The organism is Citrobacter sp. W9, assembly GCF_026719375.1.
In the GTDB taxonomy this organism is placed as follows: domain Bacteria; phylum Pseudomonadota; class Gammaproteobacteria; order Enterobacterales; family Enterobacteriaceae; genus Citrobacter; species Citrobacter werkmanii.
Genome location: NZ_JAPPTE010000022.1, coordinates 24,193 through 46,811, shown reverse-complemented (window position 1 = coordinate 46,811; position 22,619 = coordinate 24,193). Strand labels below are relative to the sequence as shown.

The 22,619-nt window shown below is 47.9% G+C and carries 31 protein-coding genes; 27 read left to right on the top strand and 4 right to left on the bottom strand.

The genetic code is table 11. The annotated features are described in order from the left end of the window. The first annotated feature begins 67 nt into the window (after positions 1-67). A complete protein-coding gene (locus tag OOJ59_RS23145; protein ID WP_007372293.1) occupies positions 68-394 on the top strand; it encodes a hypothetical protein in 327 nt (108 codons plus the stop codon). Between the two features lie 362 nt (positions 395-756). Here OOJ59_RS23145 and OOJ59_RS23140 read toward each other — a convergent pair whose 3' ends face one another. Further along, a complete protein-coding gene (locus tag OOJ59_RS23140) occupies positions 757-1,095 on the bottom strand; it encodes a hypothetical protein (protein ID WP_007372294.1) in 339 nt (112 codons plus the stop codon). 237 nt (positions 1,096-1,332) lie between these two features. Here OOJ59_RS23140 and OOJ59_RS23135 point away from each other — a divergent pair, with 237 nt between their 5' ends. The 4 genes from OOJ59_RS23135 (at position 1,333) to OOJ59_RS23120 (ending at position 3,265) form a co-directional block, all read left to right on the top strand. Further along, a complete protein-coding gene (locus tag OOJ59_RS23135) occupies positions 1,333-1,776 on the top strand; it encodes a hypothetical protein (protein WP_007372295.1) in 444 nt (147 codons plus the stop codon). A gap of 118 nt (positions 1,777-1,894) precedes the next feature. Further along, entirely contained in the window at positions 1,895-2,236 is a 342-nt protein-coding gene (locus tag OOJ59_RS23130; RefSeq protein WP_007372296.1) for a hypothetical protein, read from the top strand. Between the two features lie 158 nt (positions 2,237-2,394). Beyond that, positions 2,395-2,949, top strand: coding sequence for a hypothetical protein (locus OOJ59_RS23125; RefSeq protein WP_007372297.1), 555 nt, complete (start codon positions 2,395-2,397; stop codon positions 2,947-2,949). A 49-nt stretch (positions 2,950-2,998) separates the two neighbouring features. Beyond that, positions 2,999-3,265, top strand: coding sequence for a hypothetical protein (locus OOJ59_RS23120; RefSeq protein ID WP_007372298.1), 267 nt, complete (start codon positions 2,999-3,001; stop codon positions 3,263-3,265). Positions 3,266-3,332: 67 nt separating this feature from the next. Here the strand turns inward: OOJ59_RS23120 and OOJ59_RS23115 are convergent, their stop codons facing one another. From OOJ59_RS23115 to parS, 3 genes are read right to left on the bottom strand one after another with little or no spacing between them, the layout of a single operon-like run. Further along, positions 3,333-3,563, bottom strand: a complete 231-nt coding sequence (locus OOJ59_RS23115; RefSeq protein WP_007372299.1) for a hypothetical protein — start codon at positions 3,561-3,563, stop codon at positions 3,333-3,335. A gap of 43 nt (positions 3,564-3,606) precedes the next feature. Further along, on the bottom strand, positions 3,607-4,065 hold the full coding sequence (locus OOJ59_RS23110) for an RES family NAD+ phosphorylase (protein WP_008786589.1): 459 nt from the start codon (positions 4,063-4,065) through the stop codon (positions 3,607-3,609). Beyond that, on the bottom strand, positions 4,062-4,502 hold the full coding sequence (parS, locus tag OOJ59_RS23105) for a type II RES/Xre toxin-antitoxin system antitoxin (RefSeq protein ID WP_007372301.1): 441 nt from the start codon (positions 4,500-4,502) through the stop codon (positions 4,062-4,064). The genes OOJ59_RS23110 and parS overlap by 4 nt, the downstream gene beginning before the upstream one ends. Positions 4,503-4,656: 154 nt before the next feature. Here parS and OOJ59_RS23100 point away from each other — a divergent pair, with 154 nt between their 5' ends. The 22 genes from OOJ59_RS23100 (at position 4,657) to OOJ59_RS22995 (ending at position 22,606) form a co-directional block, all read left to right on the top strand. Further along, on the top strand, positions 4,657-4,974 hold the full coding sequence (locus tag OOJ59_RS23100) for a hypothetical protein (RefSeq protein WP_016241555.1): 318 nt from the start codon (positions 4,657-4,659) through the stop codon (positions 4,972-4,974). Between the two features lie 41 nt (positions 4,975-5,015). Continuing rightward, positions 5,016-5,858, top strand: coding sequence for a hypothetical protein (locus OOJ59_RS23095; RefSeq protein ID WP_007372303.1), 843 nt, complete (start codon positions 5,016-5,018; stop codon positions 5,856-5,858). After that, positions 5,830-6,108: a hypothetical protein gene (locus OOJ59_RS23090; protein ID WP_007372304.1), complete on the top strand. Its 279-nt coding sequence runs from the start codon at positions 5,830-5,832 to the stop codon at positions 6,106-6,108. The genes OOJ59_RS23095 and OOJ59_RS23090 overlap by 29 nt, the downstream gene beginning before the upstream one ends. Before the next feature lie 59 nt (positions 6,109-6,167). Further along, the gene (locus OOJ59_RS23085) at positions 6,168-6,611 is read left to right on the top strand and encodes a hypothetical protein (RefSeq protein ID WP_007372305.1); all 444 of its coding nucleotides are present in this window, start codon (positions 6,168-6,170) and stop codon (positions 6,609-6,611) included. 286 nt (positions 6,612-6,897) lie between these two features. After that, positions 6,898-7,062 carry a hypothetical protein gene (locus OOJ59_RS23080; protein WP_007372306.1) on the top strand — a complete coding sequence of 55 codons (165 nt, stop codon included), beginning with the start codon at positions 6,898-6,900 and terminating at the stop codon, positions 7,060-7,062. A gap of 567 nt (positions 7,063-7,629) precedes the next feature. Continuing rightward, positions 7,630-8,472 (top strand): HNH endonuclease signature motif containing protein, encoded by an 843-nt coding sequence (locus OOJ59_RS23075; RefSeq protein ID WP_007372307.1) that lies wholly within the window; start codon positions 7,630-7,632, stop codon positions 8,470-8,472. A 1,128-nt stretch (positions 8,473-9,600) separates the two neighbouring features. Further along, positions 9,601-10,122: a hypothetical protein gene (locus OOJ59_RS23070; protein ID WP_007372310.1), complete on the top strand. Its 522-nt coding sequence runs from the start codon at positions 9,601-9,603 to the stop codon at positions 10,120-10,122. Positions 10,123-10,168: 46 nt separating this feature from the next. Further along, entirely contained in the window at positions 10,169-10,438 is a 270-nt protein-coding gene (locus OOJ59_RS23065) for a hypothetical protein (protein WP_008786584.1), read from the top strand. Between the two features lie 663 nt (positions 10,439-11,101). Further along, positions 11,102-12,355, top strand: coding sequence for a ParA family protein (locus tag OOJ59_RS23060; RefSeq protein WP_007372312.1), 1,254 nt, complete (start codon positions 11,102-11,104; stop codon positions 12,353-12,355). Further along, positions 12,352-13,356 (top strand): ParB family protein, encoded by a 1,005-nt coding sequence (locus tag OOJ59_RS23055; RefSeq protein WP_007372313.1) that lies wholly within the window; start codon positions 12,352-12,354, stop codon positions 13,354-13,356. The genes OOJ59_RS23060 and OOJ59_RS23055 overlap by 4 nt, the downstream gene beginning before the upstream one ends. Positions 13,357-13,395: 39 nt before the next feature. Then, positions 13,396-13,881 (top strand): hypothetical protein, encoded by a 486-nt coding sequence (locus tag OOJ59_RS23050; RefSeq protein ID WP_172745723.1) that lies wholly within the window; start codon positions 13,396-13,398, stop codon positions 13,879-13,881. A gap of 40 nt (positions 13,882-13,921) precedes the next feature. Continuing rightward, positions 13,922-15,553 carry an AAA family ATPase gene (locus OOJ59_RS23045; RefSeq protein WP_224771500.1) on the top strand — a complete coding sequence of 544 codons (1,632 nt, stop codon included), beginning with the start codon at positions 13,922-13,924 and terminating at the stop codon, positions 15,551-15,553. Positions 15,554-15,979: 426 nt separating this feature from the next. Next, a complete protein-coding gene (locus OOJ59_RS23040) occupies positions 15,980-16,153 on the top strand; it encodes a hypothetical protein (RefSeq protein WP_009653096.1) in 174 nt (57 codons plus the stop codon). Positions 16,154-16,194: 41 nt separating this feature from the next. Beyond that, positions 16,195-16,512, top strand: coding sequence for a hypothetical protein (locus tag OOJ59_RS23035; RefSeq protein WP_007372316.1), 318 nt, complete (start codon positions 16,195-16,197; stop codon positions 16,510-16,512). A gap of 1 nt (position 16,513) precedes the next feature. Further along, the gene (locus OOJ59_RS23030; RefSeq protein WP_045269635.1) at positions 16,514-17,263 is read left to right on the top strand and encodes a hypothetical protein; all 750 of its coding nucleotides are present in this window, start codon (positions 16,514-16,516) and stop codon (positions 17,261-17,263) included. Positions 17,264-17,283: 20 nt separating this feature from the next. Further along, on the top strand, positions 17,284-17,970 hold the full coding sequence (locus OOJ59_RS23025; RefSeq protein ID WP_016241554.1) for a hypothetical protein: 687 nt from the start codon (positions 17,284-17,286) through the stop codon (positions 17,968-17,970). A 158-nt stretch (positions 17,971-18,128) separates the two neighbouring features. Then, positions 18,129-19,304, top strand: coding sequence for a ParB/RepB/Spo0J family partition protein (locus OOJ59_RS23020; protein ID WP_007372318.1), 1,176 nt, complete (start codon positions 18,129-18,131; stop codon positions 19,302-19,304). Between the two features lie 185 nt (positions 19,305-19,489). After that, the gene (locus tag OOJ59_RS23015) at positions 19,490-19,999 is read left to right on the top strand and encodes a hypothetical protein (RefSeq protein ID WP_223307977.1); all 510 of its coding nucleotides are present in this window, start codon (positions 19,490-19,492) and stop codon (positions 19,997-19,999) included. Continuing rightward, on the top strand, positions 19,996-20,364 hold the full coding sequence (locus OOJ59_RS23010; protein WP_007372320.1) for a hypothetical protein: 369 nt from the start codon (positions 19,996-19,998) through the stop codon (positions 20,362-20,364). Before OOJ59_RS23015 ends, OOJ59_RS23010 begins: the two co-directional genes overlap by 4 nt. Positions 20,365-20,378: 14 nt before the next feature. Next, complete coding sequence (dnaB, locus tag OOJ59_RS23005; protein ID WP_007372321.1) at positions 20,379-21,791, top strand: replicative DNA helicase; 1,413 nt, start codon at positions 20,379-20,381, stop codon at positions 21,789-21,791. Positions 21,792-21,913: 122 nt separating this feature from the next. Beyond that, positions 21,914-22,114: a hypothetical protein gene (locus OOJ59_RS23000; protein WP_007372322.1), complete on the top strand. Its 201-nt coding sequence runs from the start codon at positions 21,914-21,916 to the stop codon at positions 22,112-22,114. Between the two features lie 126 nt (positions 22,115-22,240). Beyond that, the gene (locus OOJ59_RS22995; RefSeq protein ID WP_008786579.1) at positions 22,241-22,606 is read left to right on the top strand and encodes a hypothetical protein; all 366 of its coding nucleotides are present in this window, start codon (positions 22,241-22,243) and stop codon (positions 22,604-22,606) included. Positions 22,607-22,619: the final 13 nt, after the last annotated feature.

Sequence of the window (22,619 nt, the reverse complement as noted above, 5' to 3'; positions counted from 1 at the left end):
CTGGTGGCCTCATATGAGGTATCAATCGGCTCGGTTCCGTCTCAATAATTTAAAGAGAGCACGGTATATGAGTCCTGAAGAAGAAAAAGTGCTGCATCAGCGGCTGATACAGCTTGGCGATATGATGGGGGATGGCCTGCACTATGAGCGCGACGGTCAATGGATCACCCGGGAGTACAAAGCCACGTTGCGGGCGCTGGGGCTTTTGAAGGCTCCCAAGCGTAAGCATAACCCGACCAAAACACTCGCTGTGGATGAGCGAATGGCACAACGTGTGAAGGACGTAGCCTGTACCCAGTGCGCCGGGAAACTGAAACAGGTGCGCTCCGGGTCTCTGAAAGCGCAATGCACCCGGTGCAAAACCAAGTTCACCCTCCTGAAAACCATTAAGTAACTATACCCGCAGCTGGTGGTCACCCCACCAGCATAAAATATACCCGAAACTGTGACACCTGCGCTTGCCTGCCTCAATGTCGTGATAGCTGACAACCCCCACGAAGAAAACAAACCTCACACCTGCGATCGTCGTGATGCAACGATTTTGTCGAGCCAATTATATGAAGAGACTGTTATGAAAGACTTCCATTTCCTGTATGTCGAACTCCTGGTCGAATTGCTTCGACTGGTCAATTTTCTTCTGCCGTTGTGGTTTGGTAGTTGAAAATAGCAGGTAATACCCGGGCAAGACCTTCCCGTTTTTTTAAAATAAAAGGGCGCACATAGCGCCCTGTCAGAAAGGTATTTTGAAGCAGCAGACTACTTACGAAACTCCCATTGTTTAATCAGCTTTTTGACAAACGTCTCGCCATAGATCTCATGTGACTCCATGTATGCACAAAGCTGTATCAGGGTCATCATGCCATCGCGAAGGGTATCGCATGACTCGTTACGGCAATAGGCCGTGAGTTTGTACATATTCGCCCCGCAAACGTCCGGGTTGTAGAGATTAACAATCAGGCTTGCCGCGAATTTCTTTCTCTCTGCGATAGCGCCCAGATAAGCCAGCTCCCTTTTCAGGTCTTCCGGGATAGGTGTGACAGCACACGCTCGCGGGTTCAGGTTTATCTGGATATGGTCAAAGTCGAGTTCCTGCATTGTCCTGGTTCCTTCTGCTGATATTCGGTATCCGTCTGCCGGGCCACACGATTCTGCATGTAATGCCCTTCATATCACCATTGTACCGGATACCTGCAATTTGCCCCGTAACTACCGGTGCTGATGATAAAAAATATCTTTATTTTGCGAACGATATACACCAGTCCGTCCTGATTTCGTCAGCTGAATTGTGCCGGGTAAGCTGGTTGCCATGTGAGTGACCTAATGGAGAACACCATGCAGCACACTGCAACCACACACCCGCAACCGGCTAACACCGTGAGTATCGTCAGTACGACCTACGGTCAGACGCTGGTGGTACTGAACGGGAAATGTCTCTACTGCGCACCACCAGAGCGAGGAGACGAAGCCCGGCAGCTGGCATCAACCACTGCCGGGGCACTCAACGTGCCGGTCGATGTCGTCCACCTCGATACATTTGCTACCGATACAACCGAAAGCCAGCTGATGGCCCGCTTTGAAAACCAGAATGCCGGGCCGTGGTATAGCCATGCGTTTACCATCGCGTTCAGTGTTGAATACCCGGCGAAGAGTAGCGATGACATTCCACCAGCGGAATTACACCGTGCATTGATGAAGCGGGCCAGAGAGTTTACCGGTGATCTGGATGCGCTGGTGGAAGCCTGCGGGGCATCTTATGACAGTTATCAGATGGGGTAACTCCTGCTGGAAATGACCGCATTCTGCTGGCGTTTTCAATGAGATATCGCCAGCCGCTTTGGTAGAGTTTTCCAGATAGCAAGCGAACATCATAGCCAGTGGCAAGAGGTAAACCTATATGAATTCTGTCTGTCTTGATTACGAGAAAGTGGATTTTCTGGCGAATCTCCTGATCCCCACCCTCGCCAGACACCCCATCAGTAACAGTTTCCCGGAGCGCGGCCTCGCACTTAAGGAAAAGCACCCTGAGCTGGTGGGCTGGCCCGAGCGCAAACTGGGTGAAGTGGAAAATTACCAGAATGCACTGTCCAGACAGCTACCGAGCCTGAACAGCATGTCCTTGCCGGAGTTTATCGACTTCATTCTCACCCCGCATGTCGCGGAGTATGTTCTTGAGCAGGTTGGCACTCCGCTTGCTGAAGAAACCATGCAGCTGTTTATGGCGAAAGTGAAGGCATAACGCGGTTTTCAGCCCCATATACTCCAGATCATAACCGGCCTTAATGGTCGGTTTTTTTTGTGAATTTTCTGCCCCGAAAGCCTTCGTCACCTGCGGGGAGCGTGGTTAACTGGTTATGTAAACAAAACGAACAACACACATAACTACAGGGGTCTACCATGTTAAATCCAGCTATCTGCGCCATGTTCATGTTTCAGGGCTTCCAGCATGAAGTCTCCCGTCTGACCGCATTATCAGTGGCTAATCCTATCCCCCTCACCTTCAACTGTGACAGCGTACAGACAATGATCTGTGAAACGCTGGCTGGTGGCGAAATTGAATGTGCTCACTGGATGTTGGATGCCGCAGAGCAGATCTGTAAAGCCTGCGAACCTGCGTATCAGGCATCTGAAGAACCGGGAGTCTGGTACTACGACATTGCTGAACGTCTGGGCGCTGAAGTGGCCTGCCGTTGCGTAAAAGGTGATATCAGCACTGACCAATTGGTCGCTGTTGCAGTTAACCTCACTGAGTCATGGAACACGCTGAGCGAAGACAGCAATCAGGAGCCTGATTGCGGATCATATGAAAATACCGTCAGGACGTTGGTAGAACGTGCTGATACAGCAGAAGCGGCTTGCGTAGAAGCAGTCAGAATCCTTGATGGTGGTGAGCGGCAGGCGTTATCAAAGGCGATAGCAATTCTTCGCCCTGTGGCCGCAACGTTGCAGTAGATAGTGGCAGAACACCAATACACACAACACTCACTACAGGAAAATGACCATGAAACTCACCGTATCGACTCGCCCGGTAAGAATTGAAGGGAATTATGTCTCTGTCGTCTTTAATCGTTCCCATAACTCCATGCCGGAAACAGCAGAGGTTAAAAATGCCGATCAGGCGCGGGCATTCATCAACGATTACATCGCCCGTAATATCAACGAAACGCCGATGCATCTGGTGCTGACAAAAGAGGGCCGGGCATTTGGCGGGTTCGACGCGCTGAATAGTAGCCTTCCGCCCGCGATTGAATCATCAACCCGTTTGTAATGACTGACTGGTGGCGCTCAGTGAGGAGCGTCACCCGGCATCACGGAGGGAGTTGCAAGAGTTCTGATTAGCCTTTCCTGACCCACGCCCAAAGCATCGCACCCGCCAACACCGTCAGCATCAGAGCAAACACGGAACCAACCAGACTCGCATCGCCATTCTTGCCGGAGTAACCGCAGGTTTGAGATGCGTCACCAACTGCCTGACAAATTGAATCGGGATCAAGTCCCCAGTAGACAAAGGCGAACAAGGCAATTACAGAGATAAACGCTTTAGCGACTTTCGCTTTCTGAATCATCAGAGACACCTCAGTTCGTCAATGCCGGGGAGTTGCCTGTGTGTTATTTCAGGCGGGAATCAAACCGGAACGGAATTTTCTTAACCGTAGCCATCAGGTCAAAGAGTTCAGGGTGTGCCGGATTCAGCAAGTAGTTAAATTCAACCGGAGACAACGCACTTGGAATACGCAGCGCGATAGAAGAACCGCTTTCAGCCCAGTTATCACCGTAGAGCGCCAGCTCAGCAGGAGCATCCTCACTCGCCCAGTTATCAGGGAGACGGCTCATGTCGAAGGTCTGGATCTGATCATCCGGTACATCAAGACTCAGCAGTGTAAAGTCGTCCAGTAACTGCGGCGCGTGAATGTGTACCAGCGTTTCAAGCATGGTAAGGCTGGCCGTTTCAGACAGGTAGACCATTGCAGTGCCTACGCTGTTCCAGCGGCCCCCCGTTTCTTTCGCACCCAGACCAGACCACGCAGTCATCAGATAACGGGTCTTGGTCAGTCGGTAAAGGATCACGAGTATACCCCGTGCTCAATACGCGTAATCAGGCGCATCACTTCAAGCGCACCTGTCTCAGAAGAAACAAGCTCTGCCGGTGATTTCCAGCTCAGACCACGGTTCGCTTCGTTCAGCCATTTGTGCGCCGCTTCTTTGTCACCTTCAAACAGCTCTACAGCGCGTTCAATTACGCGGATAATGCGCACCAGACGTTCGCTCTGATCGGCAGTGAAACGGTCTTTGATGCTACGATTAAACGTCGTATTAGGTATACCCGACATTTTGCGCAGCTCAGACGGCGTGATGTTAGCCCATTCAGAAATGTGCTTAGCTACTGTGCCATCGAGACCGTGATTGATTTTATCCATCAGCGCGATACCGTCATTATCCAGCCCAGCAACCTGCCATAAGCAGTGCTGATTCGTTTTGGTAACGTCTGGAGAAAAAACTTTCATCGTCATAACTAGCCCTCCCATTTGGTAATTCAATTATACCATATGGAACACTAACGGCAATCTTTTAACCATCAGACAACCTCAGCGCCCTTCGTCACCAGCCCCACCTGCCAGATAATAGGTCAATAACGACAAAACTATGACAGGGGGCATCATGCCGAATCTCTTACGTTATGACCAACTGGACTCCTCACGTCAGCCAGCAGCGCGGGCATCAGCCGCTAGTGGCGAATTATGGTGTGCCCGCAACAACGTAAAAAAGCAGGCGGCAGCGTCAAAGGCCGCAATTCACCAGGCAATCAATGATCAGCACCGCATTACCCGGCTGCGAAACACCTTTTCGCTCGCGAAGGATATGCGTGAAAAGCCGGTCGTCTGGATTGAAAAGCGCATCCTCGAAAATCTGTGCATGTTCAATGAGCAGGACGATATGTACCTGTTCACGCAGCAGAACTTTGTCAGCAAACTCTGAACCTCCGGCCCGGCTCGTCGGGCCATTAAAAGGAAACCGATATGACAGACTTCATTGATAAACTGGCAGCGAATGGTGTGGCCTTTACCCTTCAGGACGGACGAATCATCGTTGAAGGCGATCTTCGTGTCGGGTTTACGCTTGAGCCAGAAGATCCGGCAATTCCCTGCGACTATATTCCCGCGAATCTGACCGTGACGAACACCCTGACCATTCTGTCGGGCATTCATAGCATCCCTGCCGGGCTGGTGGCCCGCAATCTGTTTATCAGCTACTCTGAGCTGGAATCTCTCCCTGACAACCTGACCATTACCGGTACGCTCATGGCGAATTCTTCACGTCTTAAGTATCTGCCGGAAAATCTGACGGTGGGCCGCGTTCTGGACATCATGTGTACTGATATCGCCTATCTGCCGGATACGCTGAAAGTAGCTGGCAGTATGATGCTGTCAAACACCCGTATTACCACTTTGCCGGATAACCTGCATCTTGAAGAAAATCTGGCCCTCGAAGCCATGCCGTTGCAAGCGTTGCCAAAAAACCTGAAAGTGGGCCACAGCCTGTATCTGGATGCTGTGGCTCTGAAGCGGATCCCTGAGTGTATATCGTGCCCCGTGATTAACCTGGTTAACCCTGGTAATTTTGAAAATGTCGCGTCAGTCACCGGTATCGGCGGAAAGCCTAACCGCCATGTCTATGCGCTACGTACAGCGCTTGGCGTTCGCGTATGCATGTACGATTTGTCTGTAGACCCGGAAATATTTGGTCTGCTGGTACGTGGCATCTATGATGAACCCACGGCTGAACTACTTGATAAGGCCGCACAACAATGTATTCAGCGTCTGGAGGATATGTATGCTTCTGAAAACGCAGTTCGGCACTGACTCGGGTATGATTTATACCCGGAAGGTGTATCTGCATTACACCGACACTGACGGGCATTCACGCAGCAAGCTGATAAAAGGTTACTACTACCCGGGCGAAGTCCCGGTTGAGTCGTTTTCAGAGCGGGCACTTGCTCCTGGTATGCGCCAGCTGTTGAGTTGCCGCTGCGGCGCAATAAACTGGGTCGCAACTGGTGGTATCAACGAATACCAATGCGACTGCTGCGCAAAGGAAATAACCGTTTACTGACGGTCTGCACGGGGATACCGTTCGACCGGCATACCCATGACAATAAGAGCAGGTGCTAAATGACAAAAGAAGAATCACAATTTTATGCTGGTGCAATCTGGGCCGCATCGACCATTTACCGGATGCATTCTGACTCGGTGGTAGCGAAAGATTTTCTCCGTGAAATTAACGATCTGGATGTGGCAGCAAAATGTGGTGCTGAGTACGACGTTCTCCCATTACGCCTGTTTGTTTTGCGCGATTTACCATTGGGCCACGATGCGGATTATGAAGCCATCAGCTTCGGGCCGGTAGACCGTCACGGCAATATCATCTGCGATCACTCTCAGACTTCGGTCACCGATATCTCCGGCCAGCGAGCGTATGGGGTTTATGCCCGCCGTGCGGGTGAGTCGAATCTGACGCTCATCGACAATCTTGATGATGAAGAAGAAGCCGAACCACTGGCGAAGGTGCTGGCTGAACAGCTCCAGCAAATCAAAGAAGGTCGCTACGATATTTAAGCGTTAGACCACGTACTGCTGGTGGCAATACACTGGCGATTAAGGGGGTTAAGTGACTTAAATGATCCACTGACCTGTCTGTGTAAAGCCTGTTTATCCCAAAGCCGTCTGGTTCACCAGGCGGTTTTTTTATGCCCGGAATAGCAAGCACAACACAAAACGAAACCGATATTATCTTTCTGAAAATACAGGGCTTTTTATGCCCTGGTTTTCTTCGTCACCTGAGTCACTCACCAGATACTGGATACAGAAGCCACAACATGTAACCCGTTATCAGGAGCGACCCATGAAAGCACAAGCTGTTCGTAATCACTCTTTTGGCTCACTGAAGCTCAGCGCAAGCAATGCGGCAGCAGCCGCGCTGGCGCACCCGGTAACCCATTTCTTCATGCTGTTCGCCATCGTGATGTACCTGGTCTATGGCGGTGTAGTACTCGGCATTAAGCCGTAGCATTCCCTGTGGCCGGTCGCCCAACCGGCTTTGCCTCCAACCCTTCTGGAGGTAGTTGTTAACTTCCCCGGTAAACCGGGGATTTTTTTACCCGTAGTTCCAGCGTTCGCCACTGGAGCTAAAACCCACCAGAGCGAATTCCGTAACATAAGCGCTTCTTCTACGTCCGATCAGTACCTTACCCTATGAGCAACCCGTCACACTCTGCTAGCCTTCCTCCCGGAATGAACGACACTCTGATGTCCCTATATATCGAACCGGATATGCCTGGTATCGATGATCTCGTTATAACAATTATTCGGCTTCGGCGTGAGGGCTGGACAGCATCTGAACTGACTTTCCGTATACTTTCGTCAGTTGCATATCAGGTGATTCCTCCAGAGGCGTTTACCGACCCTAAGCATCACCTCCTGAAAGAGTATGTCAGTTTGTCCCGTGAGTTCGGCCTAGTAAGCGGGGCAAGACATAATGCTCACCTCCGTGGTGTCATTCGCAGAGGGATAATGTCGGGAATAGATAGAGCAGAGGTAATACGCCGCGTTCTTTTCTCCCCGCACTATTCAGAACATGAGGAAGATAACCAATCTGATTCGTTCCCTCGTTCGTCGTAACAACCGGGTGGCATTAACGCTTTTTCCCCGAATGTTCCGGTACAAAGCCTTTGGCGTGGTTGAAACAGGATCTGGTTATCCGCGACGGCCTGAACATCAGGAATCCAAAGTTTGTCTACTGGCAGGATATCTCAGAGTCCAGGAAGAAATTCGTGCTTCTCAGGCCCGTCTGGCTTTACTAAATACTGAAATCGAAAAGGAGAATGCTCAGGAGTACGCACGTAACAAAATTCCGGCATCACGGTTGGCTCACTTCAGGCTCTGGTTCACTCGCCGATTTGGTAATGACACATCCCGTTTGATTGAGTCCGTGGACACCTACTGCGAGGAGCAGAATCCAGTAATGGATGAGCAACCGGCTGTATTGCCATTACCACGCGGTCACCTCCCCCATGCAGATATCCGTATGCGCTCCCCGAGCTTCCGCCGAGAGGTTAGCGTTCGCGATGTGCATGTCCAGTCTCAGTTCCGTGAGTTGGTGGATAAGAATTTCGGAAGCCTGTGCGCGGTATCGGGCAAACACCTCAACGGTGTGCTGGAGGCAGCACATATTGAACCAACATCCGTAGCAGGCTGCTATAACGCCAGTAACGGCATTTTGCTATCACCAACATTCCACAGGCTGTTTGACACAAACATGATGGGTATTGATCCTGATACACTACAGATTCACTTCGCCAGCGGTATAGAGTTCCCTGAGTATGAAGGGGTCTGTATAAAACCGTTGTTCTACAATCTGGATAAAAACAGGCTCGGGGCAAGATGGCTTGAATTTAAAGTGAAATCACCTGCGGAGTAAGCCCTCTCCCCTCTTCCATCTCCCTGCCCTATCCAATCTATTTATTGGAAAGGCATAGCAGCATGGAGATAAGTAGCACACAAGTAACTCACCGATAATTCACATAAAAACCATATCAAAACAAATCAATCAGTTTATCGCATTTCCTAGCGCACTTTTAATTCACATTTTATGGACTTTTAATCCAATCCTCTCCTGTTCACTTTGAATTTAAGTGATATCAGTGAATGATAAGGTACGAATAATTCACTAAATAACAACTATGTAAATTCAACAGCATAAAAACCAGAGCGCTATCTTCGGACTGGTTCCAGTAATTGATGGTTTGAGTCCGGCCCGCATGTCATACTGATTTATATCTTTCGTGTAGCCCTGCGGTAGGCACGATTTCATCCCAATACATCCAGTGGCATGTGACTATATGATCGACCAAGCAGAGTTAATGAAGAGTGTTTTAGCGGTTCTGCAAGCCAGAAACGTGTCATTATCAGAGAGCCCTACGCGAATTCTGATGATGCTTCCAACACGGTTACGCGTGAATGTCACTGTAATCGATGCTCAAAATGAACCGTTAACCGCGACACTGATGCTGGATCAGGAAGGTCAAGTGACCTGTAAGCTGGCAACAGACCCCGCTGATACCGTCGTTGATATCAGTCGATATAGAGTATGATTTAAATCTTCGCGTTCCAGCCAGCCGTTCCCAGCTTCGTTGTAGAATATTGCAATAAGCCAATCCCCAGCCAGCCCTGTAATGTAACCGAAGAAAATCGTGCGCAATGCGCACGTAAAAATGTCTGCCCGCCACGCGGGCAATCGCCGTCCAAAAGCTTCGCTCTCAAGCGAAGCAGGCACGGCATGTAAATTCGAATAGAGCCCTCACGGGGCGATTAGGCGAATTCGCGGCCCGCTAGGGCAAAGTCTCAAAGCGTATGGGGGTTAACACCCCCAAAACGCTGTGGAGACTGTTGTGGCTTTTCGGAACTACGATCCCGAAGTACTGACTAAGGGTTGCGGCTGCCACCAGCCCGGCTATCAGGCGACCCAACAATTATTTCTCCGTATCACTTCGTCACCTGCTCAAGGTGATTGAAAATAGAATCACAATTAGAAAGCGGGGAACACACAATGAACACTCAGACAAGAATCAAATTGAAAGGCCTCAAAATCTATACTGGCATGAGCCAGGAAACAGTCTGCTTTAACGCTACTGTCCTCTTCGACGGGCTGAGCATAGGTACAGCTGATAATGATGGGCATGGTGGCGAAACTCGCGTACTGTTCGAACCAGGAAAAAAAGAGCTGTTCCGCCAGGCCGAATCATATGCGAAGGGTCTTCTGCCAATCTGCCTTGGCGAACACAATGGCAAGCCATTTCTCATAGACTCAAACCTGATTGAAGTAATCGACCAGCTTGTCAGTGACGAGGAGCGTAACCGGAAAACTAAATCAAGTTTCAAGAAGGTTTACCGCAAGAAAATCTGCGTCTTACGCGAAGGTAGACTTTGGACAGTGGGCTACAAAAGCCAGGCTCAATACGCTTCATACATCGCACAAATCAAAAAAGAACATGGCCCTGATATCGTTATCCTGGACGATTTGGAACATGATGAAGCTTTCGAGCTGTACAGTAAGCACTTATACGCCTGACCATCAAGCGTGGTAGAATTGGATAATTCTAGCGCAGAGGATCACTATGAAAGTTAAAGAGCTTATCGCCCAGCTTCAGCTACACGACCCTGATGCTGTTGTCGTAATTGCCGGATTTGAAACCCAGAGTACTGGACTGGTTGCCGAGGCCGATACTATTAAAGAATGCGTGACAGTTCCTGTCCAAGCGGACAGCATGACGGGTGACCGTTCGTTGGCAAAGGAGGGTTCACCTTCTGTCTGGTTGGGATGGGGGAATGATTACCGCACGGAGTTCTTCGTTAGTGCCATCAACGACCCGGACGAATTAGCCTAACTATATCGAATACCCAAGAGCCTCTACTTCAGAGGCTTTTTTATTTGATGGGTCTTACGGGAAACCTTGTCATTCATTTACCAATAGTTGCAGGGCGTATCCTCCAGCGCTAAGTCACTTAACCCCCTTAATCGCCAGCCAGCATCTCCGGGTTCTGCCCGACCCGTGGATTACTTAACACCCTTAATCGCCAGTCAGCCTCTCCGGGTTCTGCCCGTACCGTGGGTCACTTAACCCCCTTAATCGCCAGCCAGCCTCTCCGGTTTCTGCCCGTACAGTGGGTCACTTAACCCCCTTAATCGCCAGCCAGCCTCTCCGGTTTCTGCCCGTACCGTGGGTCACTTAACCCCCTTAATCGCCAGCCAGCATCTCCGGGTTCTGCCCGACCCGTGGGTTACTTAACCCCCTTAATCGCCAGTCAGTCTCTCCGGGTTCTGCCCGCCCCGTGGATTACTTAACCCCCTTAATCGCCAGAAGAGAAAGATGATGTGTCATTGAACTGCATTTCGAGATCGCAAAATGAAGAAAAAACAAAATAGAATGTTAGCGTCTCAATCTGATTGCCGTTACAATTATACGCATAGAGCGTCATTTTACGCATTATACGTAAAGTATACGCATATGCGTTTAAATTCATAATTCAGGTTTGAGGGTATGACGAGAATGAATCTAATAGATAAAATTGCCCTTGTCGGGCAACGCATGAAGTCCGAACAAATTTCATTGAAAGAATCGTTACTGGCTTCTTCCCGGGTATCTGTATCAGATGACAGTGTGGAGGGGGTAGATCGCCTTATCTATAACCACTGCCTGAATAAAAAAAATCTCTCCGACTTCTTTGGAAAATCTCGAGTTACCTTCAATAAAATTCTCGCTGATCTCGAAGAAAAAAGGCTGGTGGGTCAACCTATTTATCAGAACAAAAACCACCTTTATACCCGCTGGGATGTCCAGAATATTATGGATGCCCTGGGTTATCCGCGCTATAGAGATTACTACCAGAGCCGAACAATCATTGTTCAGAATCATAAAGGTGGGACAGGAAAAAGCACGACCTCAGTGGCTCTGGCTGTAGCAGCAGCACTTGATCTCCAGTTGAATGCCAGAGTTTTAGTAATTGAATGGGATCCGCAAGGCTCTATTGGTAGCGGTATGATTCAAAGCGTATCTGAAGACGACGTATTCCTGACTGCAATCGACGCAATCCTGGGCGTGTATGAAGAAGGTTCTGAATATAAAAAATACCTCGACATGGGTTACTCTGAGGCTGAAATCATTGAGAATATGCCGTTCTCAACCCATCTGCCAAATCTTGATGTAATTACTGCGTTCCCAACCGATGCGAGATTCAAAGATAAATACTGGCAGTGCAGTAAAGAAGAGCGCACTCAGTTGTTGCTACGATTCAAAGAAGTGATAATGCCAGTCCTGAAAGCTAAGTATGACCTTATTATCTTCGATACCCCTCCAGAAGACTCGCCAATTATCTGGGCCGCTGATGAGGCCGCTGACGGTATTCTTGTCGCAGTTTCTCCGCGAGAATACGACTATGCATCCACAACTGATTTTATGCTGACGATCAGTGAGCGATTCCGTCAGTCTCCCAATAAAGGTGAAAATATTAAATGGTTTAAAGTACTGGCCGTTAACGTCGATGATAAAAGCCCATACGAAAAAATAGTCCTCGATAAGTTAATTCGAACCGTTCAAGACCTGTTTATGGCAACCAATATCAAAAACTCTGAAGCATTCAAAGCAGCTGCGTCACGGGGTAGGTCGGTTCTCGATATTAAGAAATCTGAAGAGTTATGTTCACCAAAGCAGCTGGATATTGCCGAAGAATCCGTAATGTCCGTATATCAACAGTTTATTAATGAGATAAAGAGTTTTTCAGCGAAGGAAGGAGTTAACGCATGAGTGATGAACAGCATATCGGAAACGATAAATCGCGTTATCTAAATACGCCAAAGCGAACCGATGTAGGCCACCGTTCCGGGTTAGCTAACCTTAAGAGTCCCCCTCGCATTAAGAAACTCTTTACCCTTCATAACGGGCGAAAACTTGAAGCTGAGCACGTCACTGTAGCAGCTGAAAATGTCGCTACTGAGACCGCCGTTCACCCAATGAACCCGCGAAATCAGGAAGCGCTTACCACAAACGCAGTACGAGATATCCTGCAACAAATTGAGTCAAGGGGTGTTGATACTGAAGGTGTTGCCGTTAAACGTGATGGCGTGTACCTGCTTATTGAAGGTAGCCGCAGACGTTTTTGCTGTATTGCGGCTCAAAAAGATCTGCCTTTATGGGTGCTACCAGATGATCTATCAGCTGAGGACATCAAGGCGATTATTACCGCTGCACAAACATCACGCCGATTCTCATACCGAGAGGTTGGGCTTCAGTATCTGGAACTAATGCAGGAAAAAGGATTCACCAAAAATGAAGAGCTTGCCCTCTTTCTTGGCATAAGCCATGTGTCAGTCTTTAAACGTATTCAGGCGGCGCGTATTGACGGTTCGTTGATAGCTCTGTTCCCGGATTATGAAGGTATACCAAACTCCTTCTACAGCCGGTTGTCCAAACTTCAGAAATACGTAGAGAGCAACCTTTTCATTCTTGCAGATGTAGTTGATAGGGTGAAAGAAGAAATTGCTAATCTGGACATCAGTGACATCCCGGAAGCGCAGAAAATTGTCATGGCGCAGATCACAAAGGCGGTTGAATTACTCGATCAAAAGCCACCTGCAAAAAGTTGGGAAACCCGTGATCTGGCTAATTTTGCTAATAAGGACAAATACGCCCGTATCAGCAAAAATGCATCGGGCCGTAAAGTTCGCTTTGAATTTAACCGAATGAGTACCGAGCTCATGGCAGAAATTGAAGCATTTATTACGGATAAACTGAGTAGCGAAAAATAACAATTCGCCATTGCTTGATTATCGAAACTGCACCTCCTGGTGCAGTTTTTTTTTGGCCGCAAACCTATTCGTCAGGAGGAGACACCGGTTGATAATAGGAAAAAAACAGCTCATGAGGTGGCTATGCTTTCGGAAAAAATTGTAACCCTGTTTTCAAATGACGCATTAAAGCGTTTCACGATTCTTGAGGCTTACGCCGAGCTAAAACGTCAGGGTACTTTTAGCGTTTTCCTTTCGTTCATCGATCCTCGTACTGATTGTCTCGTAGAGGGTAACTTTCAATTCTACCCGAACCCCGTTAAGACCTACTCAAACATGGGAGTATGCTATCTCACTGAACATCTTGGGCTAACGTTAAAAATCCCAAGCTCTATGGAATGGTGGGCTACACATGAAAAGTCAACATTTCATAACCAAGACATCACCTATCTGAAGGAGGGTGAATACGTAAAGGCAACCATTAAACTGGAAATAGGCTCGCGGATCAGAGTTCCTAATGCGTTCGAAGTTGCCCCTTCCATGTGAACTTAAGGCATATCAAAGTAAATTACTGACGAGGACGGCTATGGCACTCACGATAAAAACAGAAACACTAAAAGCTACCACAAGCCCAACATTTGAGGCTTTACGTAATCGTTATAGCCACCGTAGTTCTGACGATGAGATTGCCGTCGATCCGCTATGTTTATCTCGGGATGATCTGAATGAACTTTTACAGGCATGTCGTGGTGATGGAGAGTCAAAAAATCGACGAGCTCTTGAATCGATCATCACTGCACTGGAAGGTGATTTCGATAAGCCTGTGAGCAGTTTTCCGGCATTCGGTCGTGTGTTACTACAGTATCTGAAGTCAAATCGAATTGATGGCTGGATATACCGACGCGGTCATGACGGCAACCTGTACCCCGGTCTTGTTACAGCAATAAAAGAAGTAAAATCAGAAAAAAACTCTGACCGTCCCCCATCACTATTGTTACAAATCAGCTGGTATGGGTTCGGCGAATATTCGCACTCCAAAAAGGTTTACGGAACCCAGCTTACCGCCCTGAATTTCGAGCCTAATGAGGTGGCGCGGCGCAGTGTCGCTAAGACACTGGCCGACCGTGATATCTACCATGAAACGCATGAGCTGAAACAAGAGTACCTGGAACAACTAACGCGGTTTAAGGAAGTGGTCGACGGGCAATTTGGCAATCAGTTTAAAGCAACCGGCAGGGCTGTCAGAATGGAATCGTATAGCTACAGCGACCGGAATCTGGAAATAGCAGGGCATAAACTGATACACGATTTGCCTGATAGTGAGTGCGATGCCTACGGTGCAGAAGTGGAGTCGCCTCTTTTTGAAGATGACCAGTTTGGCCTTTTACCCGAAATTCCTGTGCAGCGTTATTTTGATCTCTCGCTGCAAGACTTTATCTGGATACATGCCAATAACGTAGAACCATACAAGTATGATAAAGAACTGCCAAAAAAGATGGTTTTGCCGGAAGACCACCGTGATTTACTCGATATACTGACCACGGATATCAGCGCTTTCACCAGCGATATTGTTGAAGGGAAAAGCGCGGGTAACATCATCATGTGCGTGGGCTCACCCGGACTTGGGAAGACATTAACTGCTGAAGTGTATGCAGAGGTCATTGAACGGCCCCTGTACTCAATTCATGCTGGCGCACTGGGAACCAACGCCGATGACATTGAGAAAAATCTGCGGACGATTCTGACCCGGGCTAAACGCTGGAACTGTGTCCTGCTTCTGGACGAAGCCGATGTGTTTGTCATGCAGCGTGGAGCATCACTGACTCAAAATGCCATCGTTGCGGAGTTCCTCCGTACACTGGAGTATTTCGATGGGTTGATGTTCATGACAAGCAACCGGGGTAGTGACATCGATGAGGCTATCATACCAAGATGCGCTGCAATCATTCACTATGATGTGCCGGAGAAATCAGATGCCCAAAAGATCTGGAAGATTATGGGTGAGAACTTTGGCGTGAACATTCCTGATGAACTGGTCAGATCACTTGTAAACACTTACCCAGAACTTCCACCACGTGACATCAAGATGTTGCTACGGCTCACGTTGCGAATGAGCGTGAAAGAGCAGGGGAGTGGTAGCATCCCGACACTGGATATTGTGCGGAAATGCGCGATGTTTCGTGGGATAGAACGAAAGAGAAAAGAAAAAGCCCTGTGATAACGATGCCGGGTTCGCCCGGCATACAACCTGCTGGCCCAGCCCAAAGCAATCCGAGTTCTTCAGCAAAAGCAGCAGCGTGTCGGAAATAACTGTGTTATAACAATTCAGGTGATCATGATGAGAAGTTGATAACAATGTTTAAGCTAAGTCCCATAAGAAAAAAAACAAACAAGCTGCATAAACTCCTTAATAACGGCTATCGTTTCGTAATCATGCATGAAGATGAAATTATTGAACCCTTCCGCTACGAAATAGAAGCCAGACGAAAACTATTCTTTGGCAGAAAACTCCTTTCTATTTCCGACCTCATCGACTCAATAAACGATAGTGTAAAAACCCAAGCAAAACGCGCCCCTTAACTATTCGTCACCTGAATAACTCCAGCTATGATAAACATTATTATCAAGCTTAAAGGTGATACTTATGAAACCGTTTGGGATTTTCTATTCAGTAGAAGGCTGCACTTGTTCACTGTGCCGCTCGCGTGGCTATCGTAAAAACAATGCATACGATAGATCTCTTCGTGTAAGCAAACACCGCGCCCGTCAGCAGGCCAAGCGTGAAATCCGCTCCGCCGTATTCAGCATCGACAATTAAGAAAGGTTGATGATAAATAAGAAGAATAACGAGGATAACAAATGACTGATGAAAACCAAATAAAGGTGCTGTTTTGCATTCTGCGTCGTCGATTCGTGGATTATGTCCCTGAGTTTGAAAACTGTGTAGAAGAACGGGAAGTCATCAATGAAACGCCGAAGGGTTACCGTATGTCCGTCTCCTACGGCACATCAGTTTACCTGCACGCGGATTATGAGTTTTTCGAATCACGTCAGGCAGCGTATCAATGGTGCGCCCGCCGTGTGACCGCTAGCATTGAGAAGATGAAACAAAAAATGCAGGCGGCAGAAGCAACAAAAATAAAACTGATAGAAGCATCCGGGAACTGTGGCGAATAAGATGACACCACGTCAAATTATCCTCTCACATATTACAGCTGAGAAAGCACTCCCACGAGGAACGCTGATCTGGTTATTCTACGAGAATGCCGATGATTTAATCAGCCTGAATGAAGTGGACGATAATCTTGAAAGGTGGCATCAACGAGTTGGGTCGCCTGAAGAAATTCAGGTGATACTGGATATGCCTGATGACGATTCAGAAGTCTGGCTATTCAGCCCAACAAAATTATTCTCCCCACGGGTAAAAACCCCCGTTCTGACAGCCAGAGATAGGGCAGTTGCTCGCTATGGCGTTTCTCGCGTTATGACGGCGGAGAAAGTTGTTTTTCTGTATTCAGGGTATCTTCTGCACCTCTATAGACAGGCATATGGTTTCACCGGCCCTGCGCCTGAAGTTCGGGTCAACTGGAGTGCCAAACATTCATGGGGCGGCAGGAGCTCAATCACTATTTCACCATCGTCCATTTATCCTGACAGTGATACACCGCGCTATCGCTACCATGAGTACGCACATATAGAGCAGCGTAAGGACATCGGAGCATTTTATTCAATCAATCAACTGGATCATATCAAAGGCGTAGTGGCACATGAGCTTGCGCACTTTTGCCAGCGCCACACTGGAAAAGATAATTTTAAATTTGGTTTTCCGGTACTCCCTGAAAAAGATTTCAGAACGGCTCATGGTGATGGGTGGCAGTTCTTGTATGCATTTTTCAGAACAGAATTAAATAAAAGAATTCAGCGATAACCCAAAAAAAGGCATAACCAATGTACCTTCTTTCCATTTTATTATTTACATTTGTTTATCTGTTATCCTTTAATTCTGTTATAGAGGAAAATAGAGACCGCTATTCCATACAGACTTTTGCAATAGTGATGATCACGATATTCCTGATATCAATGCCAGTAACAACAACTTTTGTGTCGTTGATGCTTGAAGAAAACCAGAGAGAGCATCGTGATTTGATTTCCTTCCTGCAAATCAATTCCGTTTGGTTCGCAGGAGCCGGGGGGCTGGTGGCTATCTTCTTGTCAGCCCTGACAATGGTTCGCCTGAAGCAAAAACGTATCCGTCACAAAACATCGAACCTTAACCTCATCGTTGTGGGCCTTTTCGCGGGCGTAGTCTCTTTTGCCAGCGCGTATAAGCATCTAGCTTTCTTCAGTGGGGATGATGCGGGAGTGTTTTTATATGAGGCTATACCAGCCATCGATGACATCGACTGTAACGCGCCAATACTCCTGGTGAAATGGGAACCTGACTCAAAGAAGCCAACTGCATGGCGATGCCCTACGGGCGTTGCATTCAATATCAATAGTCCTACTCCATTCCTACCTTGGGGTTCATATGAGGAAGGGGAGAGTTCAAAACTAAATGAAGTGATGACAATTTTGATGAAAAATGCGGTCAAAATCGAAAAACGTCGCCATCTTGATGTCATCATTACGAGCTAAGGCCTTGTAATCACTGGATTACAGGGCTTTTTTATGTACCCGAAAAAAAAGAGACATTTTGTCCCCAAATACGCTTCGTCACCTGTTTGGTGTGTGTTTAACTGGATTTACAGCAAGCAACGAACCTCGCGACACAATAACTAAAGCGGAGAAACACCATGAACACCGACGTTAAAGCTATCTTCGAACAAAGCCGTACCCTGGAAAATCTGGAAGGCGCTGCGGTACTGATGCGCAGCTTAGACAAAGCGCCATCATCACTCCGAGCACTGAGCGATTTCGTAACCAAAGCGCGTAAAAGCGGCAATACGGAACAGTTCGAAGAAGCCGATATCGGGCGTAACAACGTCTTTGCGGTGAGCCCGTACTGGTTGTTTGTGGAAGAGGGACTGAACCTCCGCGACGTAAATTATGACCGTGCGGTAATGTTCAAACACGCTTATCTGGAACGTCCTCAGTCAGTGCCTGTCATCCGCGTTAAACCAGTAGTAGTGGAAGGCGTAACCCGCCTGAAAATCATTGATGGCCACCACCGTTTTGCTGGCCTGATGATGGCGATTGCTGAGGGCGCGAGCTTCCAGAAAATCACCGTCGAGGAATTTGAAGGCGGCAAGGACGAAGAAGTCTACAACATGATCGAGAGCGCCAACTCCCTTCAGTTGAAGATGGTGGAACGCGCTGAAGGCTTCAAGCGCCTGATTGGCTGGGGTCACACCATTGAGTCGATTGCTCAGCGTCTGGGTGTCTCTCTGGTCACCGTTCGCCGCAGTATCGTGCTGGCAAACGCTGACTTCAGCATCAAGATGCTGGTGAAAGAAGATAAGGTATCTGGTGACGTTGCCGTTGACGTTATTAACGAATGTCAGGGTACTGACCGCGACCCGTATGAAGTCCTGATGGAATCCCTGAAAAAGGCAGAAGGAGCTGGGAAAACCCGCGTCACTGCCAAATTCGTGAGTTCCAAGAAAAAGACTGGCCTGAAACCGAAAGTTATCCGTAAAACCTTCGACAGCCTGTTGCCAACCCTGAGCCAGCTGCGCGACCAGATCCCGCCGCAGCCGGAAGGTGAGCATGAAAATCAGATCGAAATTACGGAAACCGTGCCGGAAGAAGTCGTCTTACGCCTGACTCCTGAAATGGCCCGTACTCTGATGGCTACCCTGGCTGAACTGGAATCAGCAAAACAGGCAGAAGATGCTGAAGCTAATGGTGACAACGACGGTGATAGTGCTGAAAACAACGGCGGTGCTGACGATGCGACTGATGCCGATACCGATGGCGCTAACCAGCAGAATGGTGAAACTGAAGAGACTCAGCTGCACCCGGTGTACTAACCTCCCAGCAGGTCTTTAACAGACCTGCATAAAATTCCTTTTCATTCTGATGGGCCGGATAAACCGGCTCATATTTTTGCACATATAAATGGCCGCATTTTGCTGCCTTAAATTTTTCGATGATAGACAGGAGCGCATTAAAATATCAGGGTTATAGACTTTTTTGGATAGCAATGGGGGTCGCGTTGAATATTCAGACTAATTATATCGAGCTGCAAAATTGGCTCGAAAAGGCAAAAAGTATTTATTCCTCCGCAGGATGCCCGCACGAAAGAGTTGATGATGGCATTTTAAAAATTGCAATGCAGGTAGCGGCTATTAGAAAAACAAAACCAGATATGCTGCATGTATTCCTTCAGGAGTTAATTACTGAGTTCAAGGGTTATAAACTCATTCAGTGCCGATTCAATAAATCCAATTATGAGCATTTTGTTATGACCCCGGAAATTCAGATTCTGATCGGTGGTCTTATGGATAAAGCGTCAGAGGGAATAATGCTGGCTTCTATCTGCCACATGCTACAGGTAGATACGTTATCCGAACTTCTAAGCCTAATCCCAACGGGAATGCCAGACACCGATGTACTGGATGCGCTATGGCGTGATCAGAAGACGCCCGCAGGACTGAACCTGCTTGATGACTTCGTACTTCTGGATACCGTTGCGCTGGCTAATAAGCGGGGGATTGCTGCATGAATGTATCGGCGTTGATTAGTAGCCTCTATGTGACCGTTATCGCCGGGCAGGAGCTGGAAGCAAAAGCTCTGGAGCATCACGAACGCCGTACAGCTGGTCGATTTTGCCGAAAAACACTTTCTGTCCACGCGGTGAAGCGCAAGCCCGGGGTGGAATTTCTGGCGCGGCTGAAAGTCAATTACGCCCGCGCCAACCTGACAAACTGCGACCCCGGTACAGTAGCCGAGCTGAGGCTGGTGGGCCGCTCTGATGAAGCGAATGAGCTCTCTGAAGCAATTCTAAAGGCAATAGCATCCAGTTACCCGGAGTTGGTATCGGAATGCGCACGACAATTACAAAAACAAAAGCTATTCCAGAACCTCTGAGGCCACTTATGACTATGGCGGACATCTCGTTTACCGAAACAGGTGAGACAAAGCAAACAGCTGAATACAGCTTAAAAACCCCTCCGCAATCGATAGAAGCGGAACAGTCCGTGCTGGGCGGGTTAATGCTTGAAAACCAGAGATGGGATGATGTGGCAGAAATCGTTAGTGAGCAGGATTTTAGTTCTCGACCGCATCGCTCAATTTTCTCTGCAATGAGATCGCTCGTTGCGAATCAATTCCCGATTGATTTGATAACCCTCGCTGAGCACATCGAAAACGAGGGAGAAGGTAAGCTGGATAGTCTCGGCGGTTTCGCCTATCTGGCAGAACTGTCAAAAAATACGCCCAGTGCGGCAAATATAATTGCCTACGCGCAGATCGTCAGGGAACGTGCCGTAATCAGGGAAATGATAAAAGTTGCCAACGAAATAACCGAGGCCGGTTACAACCCGGAAGGTAGGACAAGTGACGAATTGCTTGATCTTGCAGAAAGCCGGATTTTCCAGATTGCAGAGCAAAGGGGAAATAAAAGCGGTGGGCCGGAAAATATCAGCAGCATTCTGGACAGAACCGTTACCAAGATTGAAGCCTTGTTCCAGCGTCCCCATGACGGGGTCACTGGAGTTGATACCGGCTACGTGGACGTGAACAAGAAGACAGCCGGTCTACAGCCCTCGGATTTGATTATTATCGCTGCCAGACCCTCAATGGGGAAAACTACGTTTGCAATGAACATCTGCGAGAATGTATCGCTGACAAACGATAAGCCCGTCATGATTTTCAGCCTGGAAATGCCTACGGAACAGCTCATGATGCGCTCACTGGCATCGCTATCACGCGTCAACCAGACCAGCATCCGAACCGGACAGCTCGATGACGAGGACTGGGCCCGGTTATCCGGCACAATGGGACTGCTGCTGGAAAAAAAGAACATTTACATTGATGACAGCTCTGGCCTAACACCTATGGACGTTCGCTCCCGGGCGCGTCGATTGTCCCGCGAACACGGTGGGCTTAGCCTCATTATGATCGACTACCTTCAGTTGATGCGTGTACCGTCGTTATCTGACAACAGAACTCTGGAAATTGCTGAAATCTCCCGATCTCTGAAAGCACTGGCAAAAGAGCTGAATGTACCGGTAATCGCTTTATCGCAACTAAACCGCTCGCTTGAACAACGTGCCGATAAACGTCCGGTAAACTCAGATTTGCGAGAGTCAGGCTCCATTGAGCAGGATGCTGACCTGATCATGTTTATTTACCGTGATGAGGTCTATCACGAAAATAGCGATATGAAAGGTATAGCCGAAATTATCATAGGTAAACAGCGCAACGGGCCTATAGGGACAGTACGTCTCACATTTAATGGTCAATGGTCTCGATTTGATAATTATGGTGGCCCTGAGTATCATGATGACGACTGACCATAAAAGCTACTGACCTTATCCTGATATTTAATTAAAGGTTTTCGACTGTTTAATTTCGCCAGCTGATTGGCCCGATAGATAATGGTTCTACGGACAGCAATCTTTTATATAGGTGTAAAATGAAAACGATACTCTCAGCTTTATTATTCGTTGTTTCATGGAATGCACTGGCACAGGATGAGGGAAATAGTGGTGATAAAAAGCAACAGGCAACGGCAACTATTCAAATTTCGATTACAATTTTACCCGAACCGGTAAAACCAAAGATCACCAAAGAACAGGTGAGTGATACGCTAACCGTCATTTCTTATGAATGGTAGCATCCAGACAACCAACGGTTAAGCCTGCTCCAGCAAAGAAAAGTATCTTTCTGAACATCACTTCGTCACCCGAATGCCTCGTGATTTAATAAGTAAACAAACCGGACAATATTCACGAGGTGTTTTATGACAAATGAAACTCAGAACAACGCATCCGCACCTGAAGAGTTAATCACGCGTATATCGCAGGTCATTAAACGCAAGGATGGATCTGAAGTGAAAATTACTGCTCAGGCTGCGTTCGGTGCAGGGTTAACTCGCTCTATCGATGTATATGTTCTTCGTCGGGATAATGCTGATTCAAACTGGCAAGGTTGCAGTAATCGACCAAAAGCAGGATGGCGGAATATGTCTGTAGATGAATATATCCGTGAAGGGCGCTCTGAAATGCTTAAGGCAGTTACGCCGGGAGAAATTCTAAAGCTCACAAATGCCATTGGCAAACCAATGAGTTGTCTTGATCAATTATTTCCATCCCCGATTACTAAATAAATCATTAAATAAT

What these genes read in the sequence shown, in the direction of transcription:
- OOJ59_RS23025 (WP_016241554.1), top strand. Translation starts at nt 17,284, where the DNA reads ATGTACCTTCTTTCCATTTTATTATTTACATTTGTTTATCTGTTATCC.
- OOJ59_RS23090 (WP_007372304.1), top strand. Translation starts at nt 5,830, where the DNA reads ATGCTTCTGAAAACGCAGTTCGGCACTGACTCGGGTATGATTTATACC.
- OOJ59_RS23125 (WP_007372297.1), top strand. Translation starts at nt 2,395, where the DNA reads ATGTTAAATCCAGCTATCTGCGCCATGTTCATGTTTCAGGGCTTCCAG.
- OOJ59_RS23120 (WP_007372298.1), top strand. Translation starts at nt 2,999, where the DNA reads ATGAAACTCACCGTATCGACTCGCCCGGTAAGAATTGAAGGGAATTAT.
- OOJ59_RS23130 (WP_007372296.1), top strand. Translation starts at nt 1,895, where the DNA reads ATGAATTCTGTCTGTCTTGATTACGAGAAAGTGGATTTTCTGGCGAAT.
- OOJ59_RS23020 (WP_007372318.1), top strand. Translation starts at nt 18,129, where the DNA reads ATGAACACCGACGTTAAAGCTATCTTCGAACAAAGCCGTACCCTGGAA.
- OOJ59_RS23055 (WP_007372313.1), top strand. Translation starts at nt 12,352, where the DNA reads ATGAGTGATGAACAGCATATCGGAAACGATAAATCGCGTTATCTAAAT.
- OOJ59_RS23145 (WP_007372293.1), top strand. Translation starts at nt 68, where the DNA reads ATGAGTCCTGAAGAAGAAAAAGTGCTGCATCAGCGGCTGATACAGCTT.
- OOJ59_RS23115 (WP_007372299.1), bottom strand. Translation starts at nt 3,563, where the DNA reads ATGATTCAGAAAGCGAAAGTCGCTAAAGCGTTTATCTCTGTAATTGCC.
- OOJ59_RS23085 (WP_007372305.1), top strand. Translation starts at nt 6,168, where the DNA reads ATGACAAAAGAAGAATCACAATTTTATGCTGGTGCAATCTGGGCCGCA.
- OOJ59_RS23035 (WP_007372316.1), top strand. Translation starts at nt 16,195, where the DNA reads ATGACTGATGAAAACCAAATAAAGGTGCTGTTTTGCATTCTGCGTCGT.
- OOJ59_RS23135 (WP_007372295.1), top strand. Translation starts at nt 1,333, where the DNA reads ATGCAGCACACTGCAACCACACACCCGCAACCGGCTAACACCGTGAGT.
- OOJ59_RS23080 (WP_007372306.1), top strand. Translation starts at nt 6,898, where the DNA reads ATGAAAGCACAAGCTGTTCGTAATCACTCTTTTGGCTCACTGAAGCTC.
- dnaB (WP_007372321.1), top strand. Translation starts at nt 20,379, where the DNA reads ATGGCGGACATCTCGTTTACCGAAACAGGTGAGACAAAGCAAACAGCT.
- OOJ59_RS23065 (WP_008786584.1), top strand. Translation starts at nt 10,169, where the DNA reads ATGAAAGTTAAAGAGCTTATCGCCCAGCTTCAGCTACACGACCCTGAT.
- OOJ59_RS23010 (WP_007372320.1), top strand. Translation starts at nt 19,996, where the DNA reads ATGAATGTATCGGCGTTGATTAGTAGCCTCTATGTGACCGTTATCGCC.
- OOJ59_RS23030 (WP_045269635.1), top strand. Translation starts at nt 16,514, where the DNA reads ATGACACCACGTCAAATTATCCTCTCACATATTACAGCTGAGAAAGCA.
- OOJ59_RS23100 (WP_016241555.1), top strand. Translation starts at nt 4,657, where the DNA reads ATGCCGAATCTCTTACGTTATGACCAACTGGACTCCTCACGTCAGCCA.
- parS (WP_007372301.1), bottom strand. Translation starts at nt 4,502, where the DNA reads ATGAAAGTTTTTTCTCCAGACGTTACCAAAACGAATCAGCACTGCTTA.
- OOJ59_RS22995 (WP_008786579.1), top strand. Translation starts at nt 22,241, where the DNA reads ATGACAAATGAAACTCAGAACAACGCATCCGCACCTGAAGAGTTAATC.
- OOJ59_RS23045 (WP_224771500.1), top strand. Translation starts at nt 13,922, where the DNA reads ATGGCACTCACGATAAAAACAGAAACACTAAAAGCTACCACAAGCCCA.
- OOJ59_RS23140 (WP_007372294.1), bottom strand. Translation starts at nt 1,095, where the DNA reads ATGCAGGAACTCGACTTTGACCATATCCAGATAAACCTGAACCCGCGA.
- OOJ59_RS23095 (WP_007372303.1), top strand. Translation starts at nt 5,016, where the DNA reads ATGACAGACTTCATTGATAAACTGGCAGCGAATGGTGTGGCCTTTACC.
- OOJ59_RS23040 (WP_009653096.1), top strand. Translation starts at nt 15,980, where the DNA reads ATGAAACCGTTTGGGATTTTCTATTCAGTAGAAGGCTGCACTTGTTCA.
- OOJ59_RS23075 (WP_007372307.1), top strand. Translation starts at nt 7,630, where the DNA reads ATGAGGAAGATAACCAATCTGATTCGTTCCCTCGTTCGTCGTAACAAC.
- OOJ59_RS23000 (WP_007372322.1), top strand. Translation starts at nt 21,914, where the DNA reads ATGAAAACGATACTCTCAGCTTTATTATTCGTTGTTTCATGGAATGCA.
- OOJ59_RS23060 (WP_007372312.1), top strand. Translation starts at nt 11,102, where the DNA reads ATGAATCTAATAGATAAAATTGCCCTTGTCGGGCAACGCATGAAGTCC.
- OOJ59_RS23070 (WP_007372310.1), top strand. Translation starts at nt 9,601, where the DNA reads ATGAACACTCAGACAAGAATCAAATTGAAAGGCCTCAAAATCTATACT.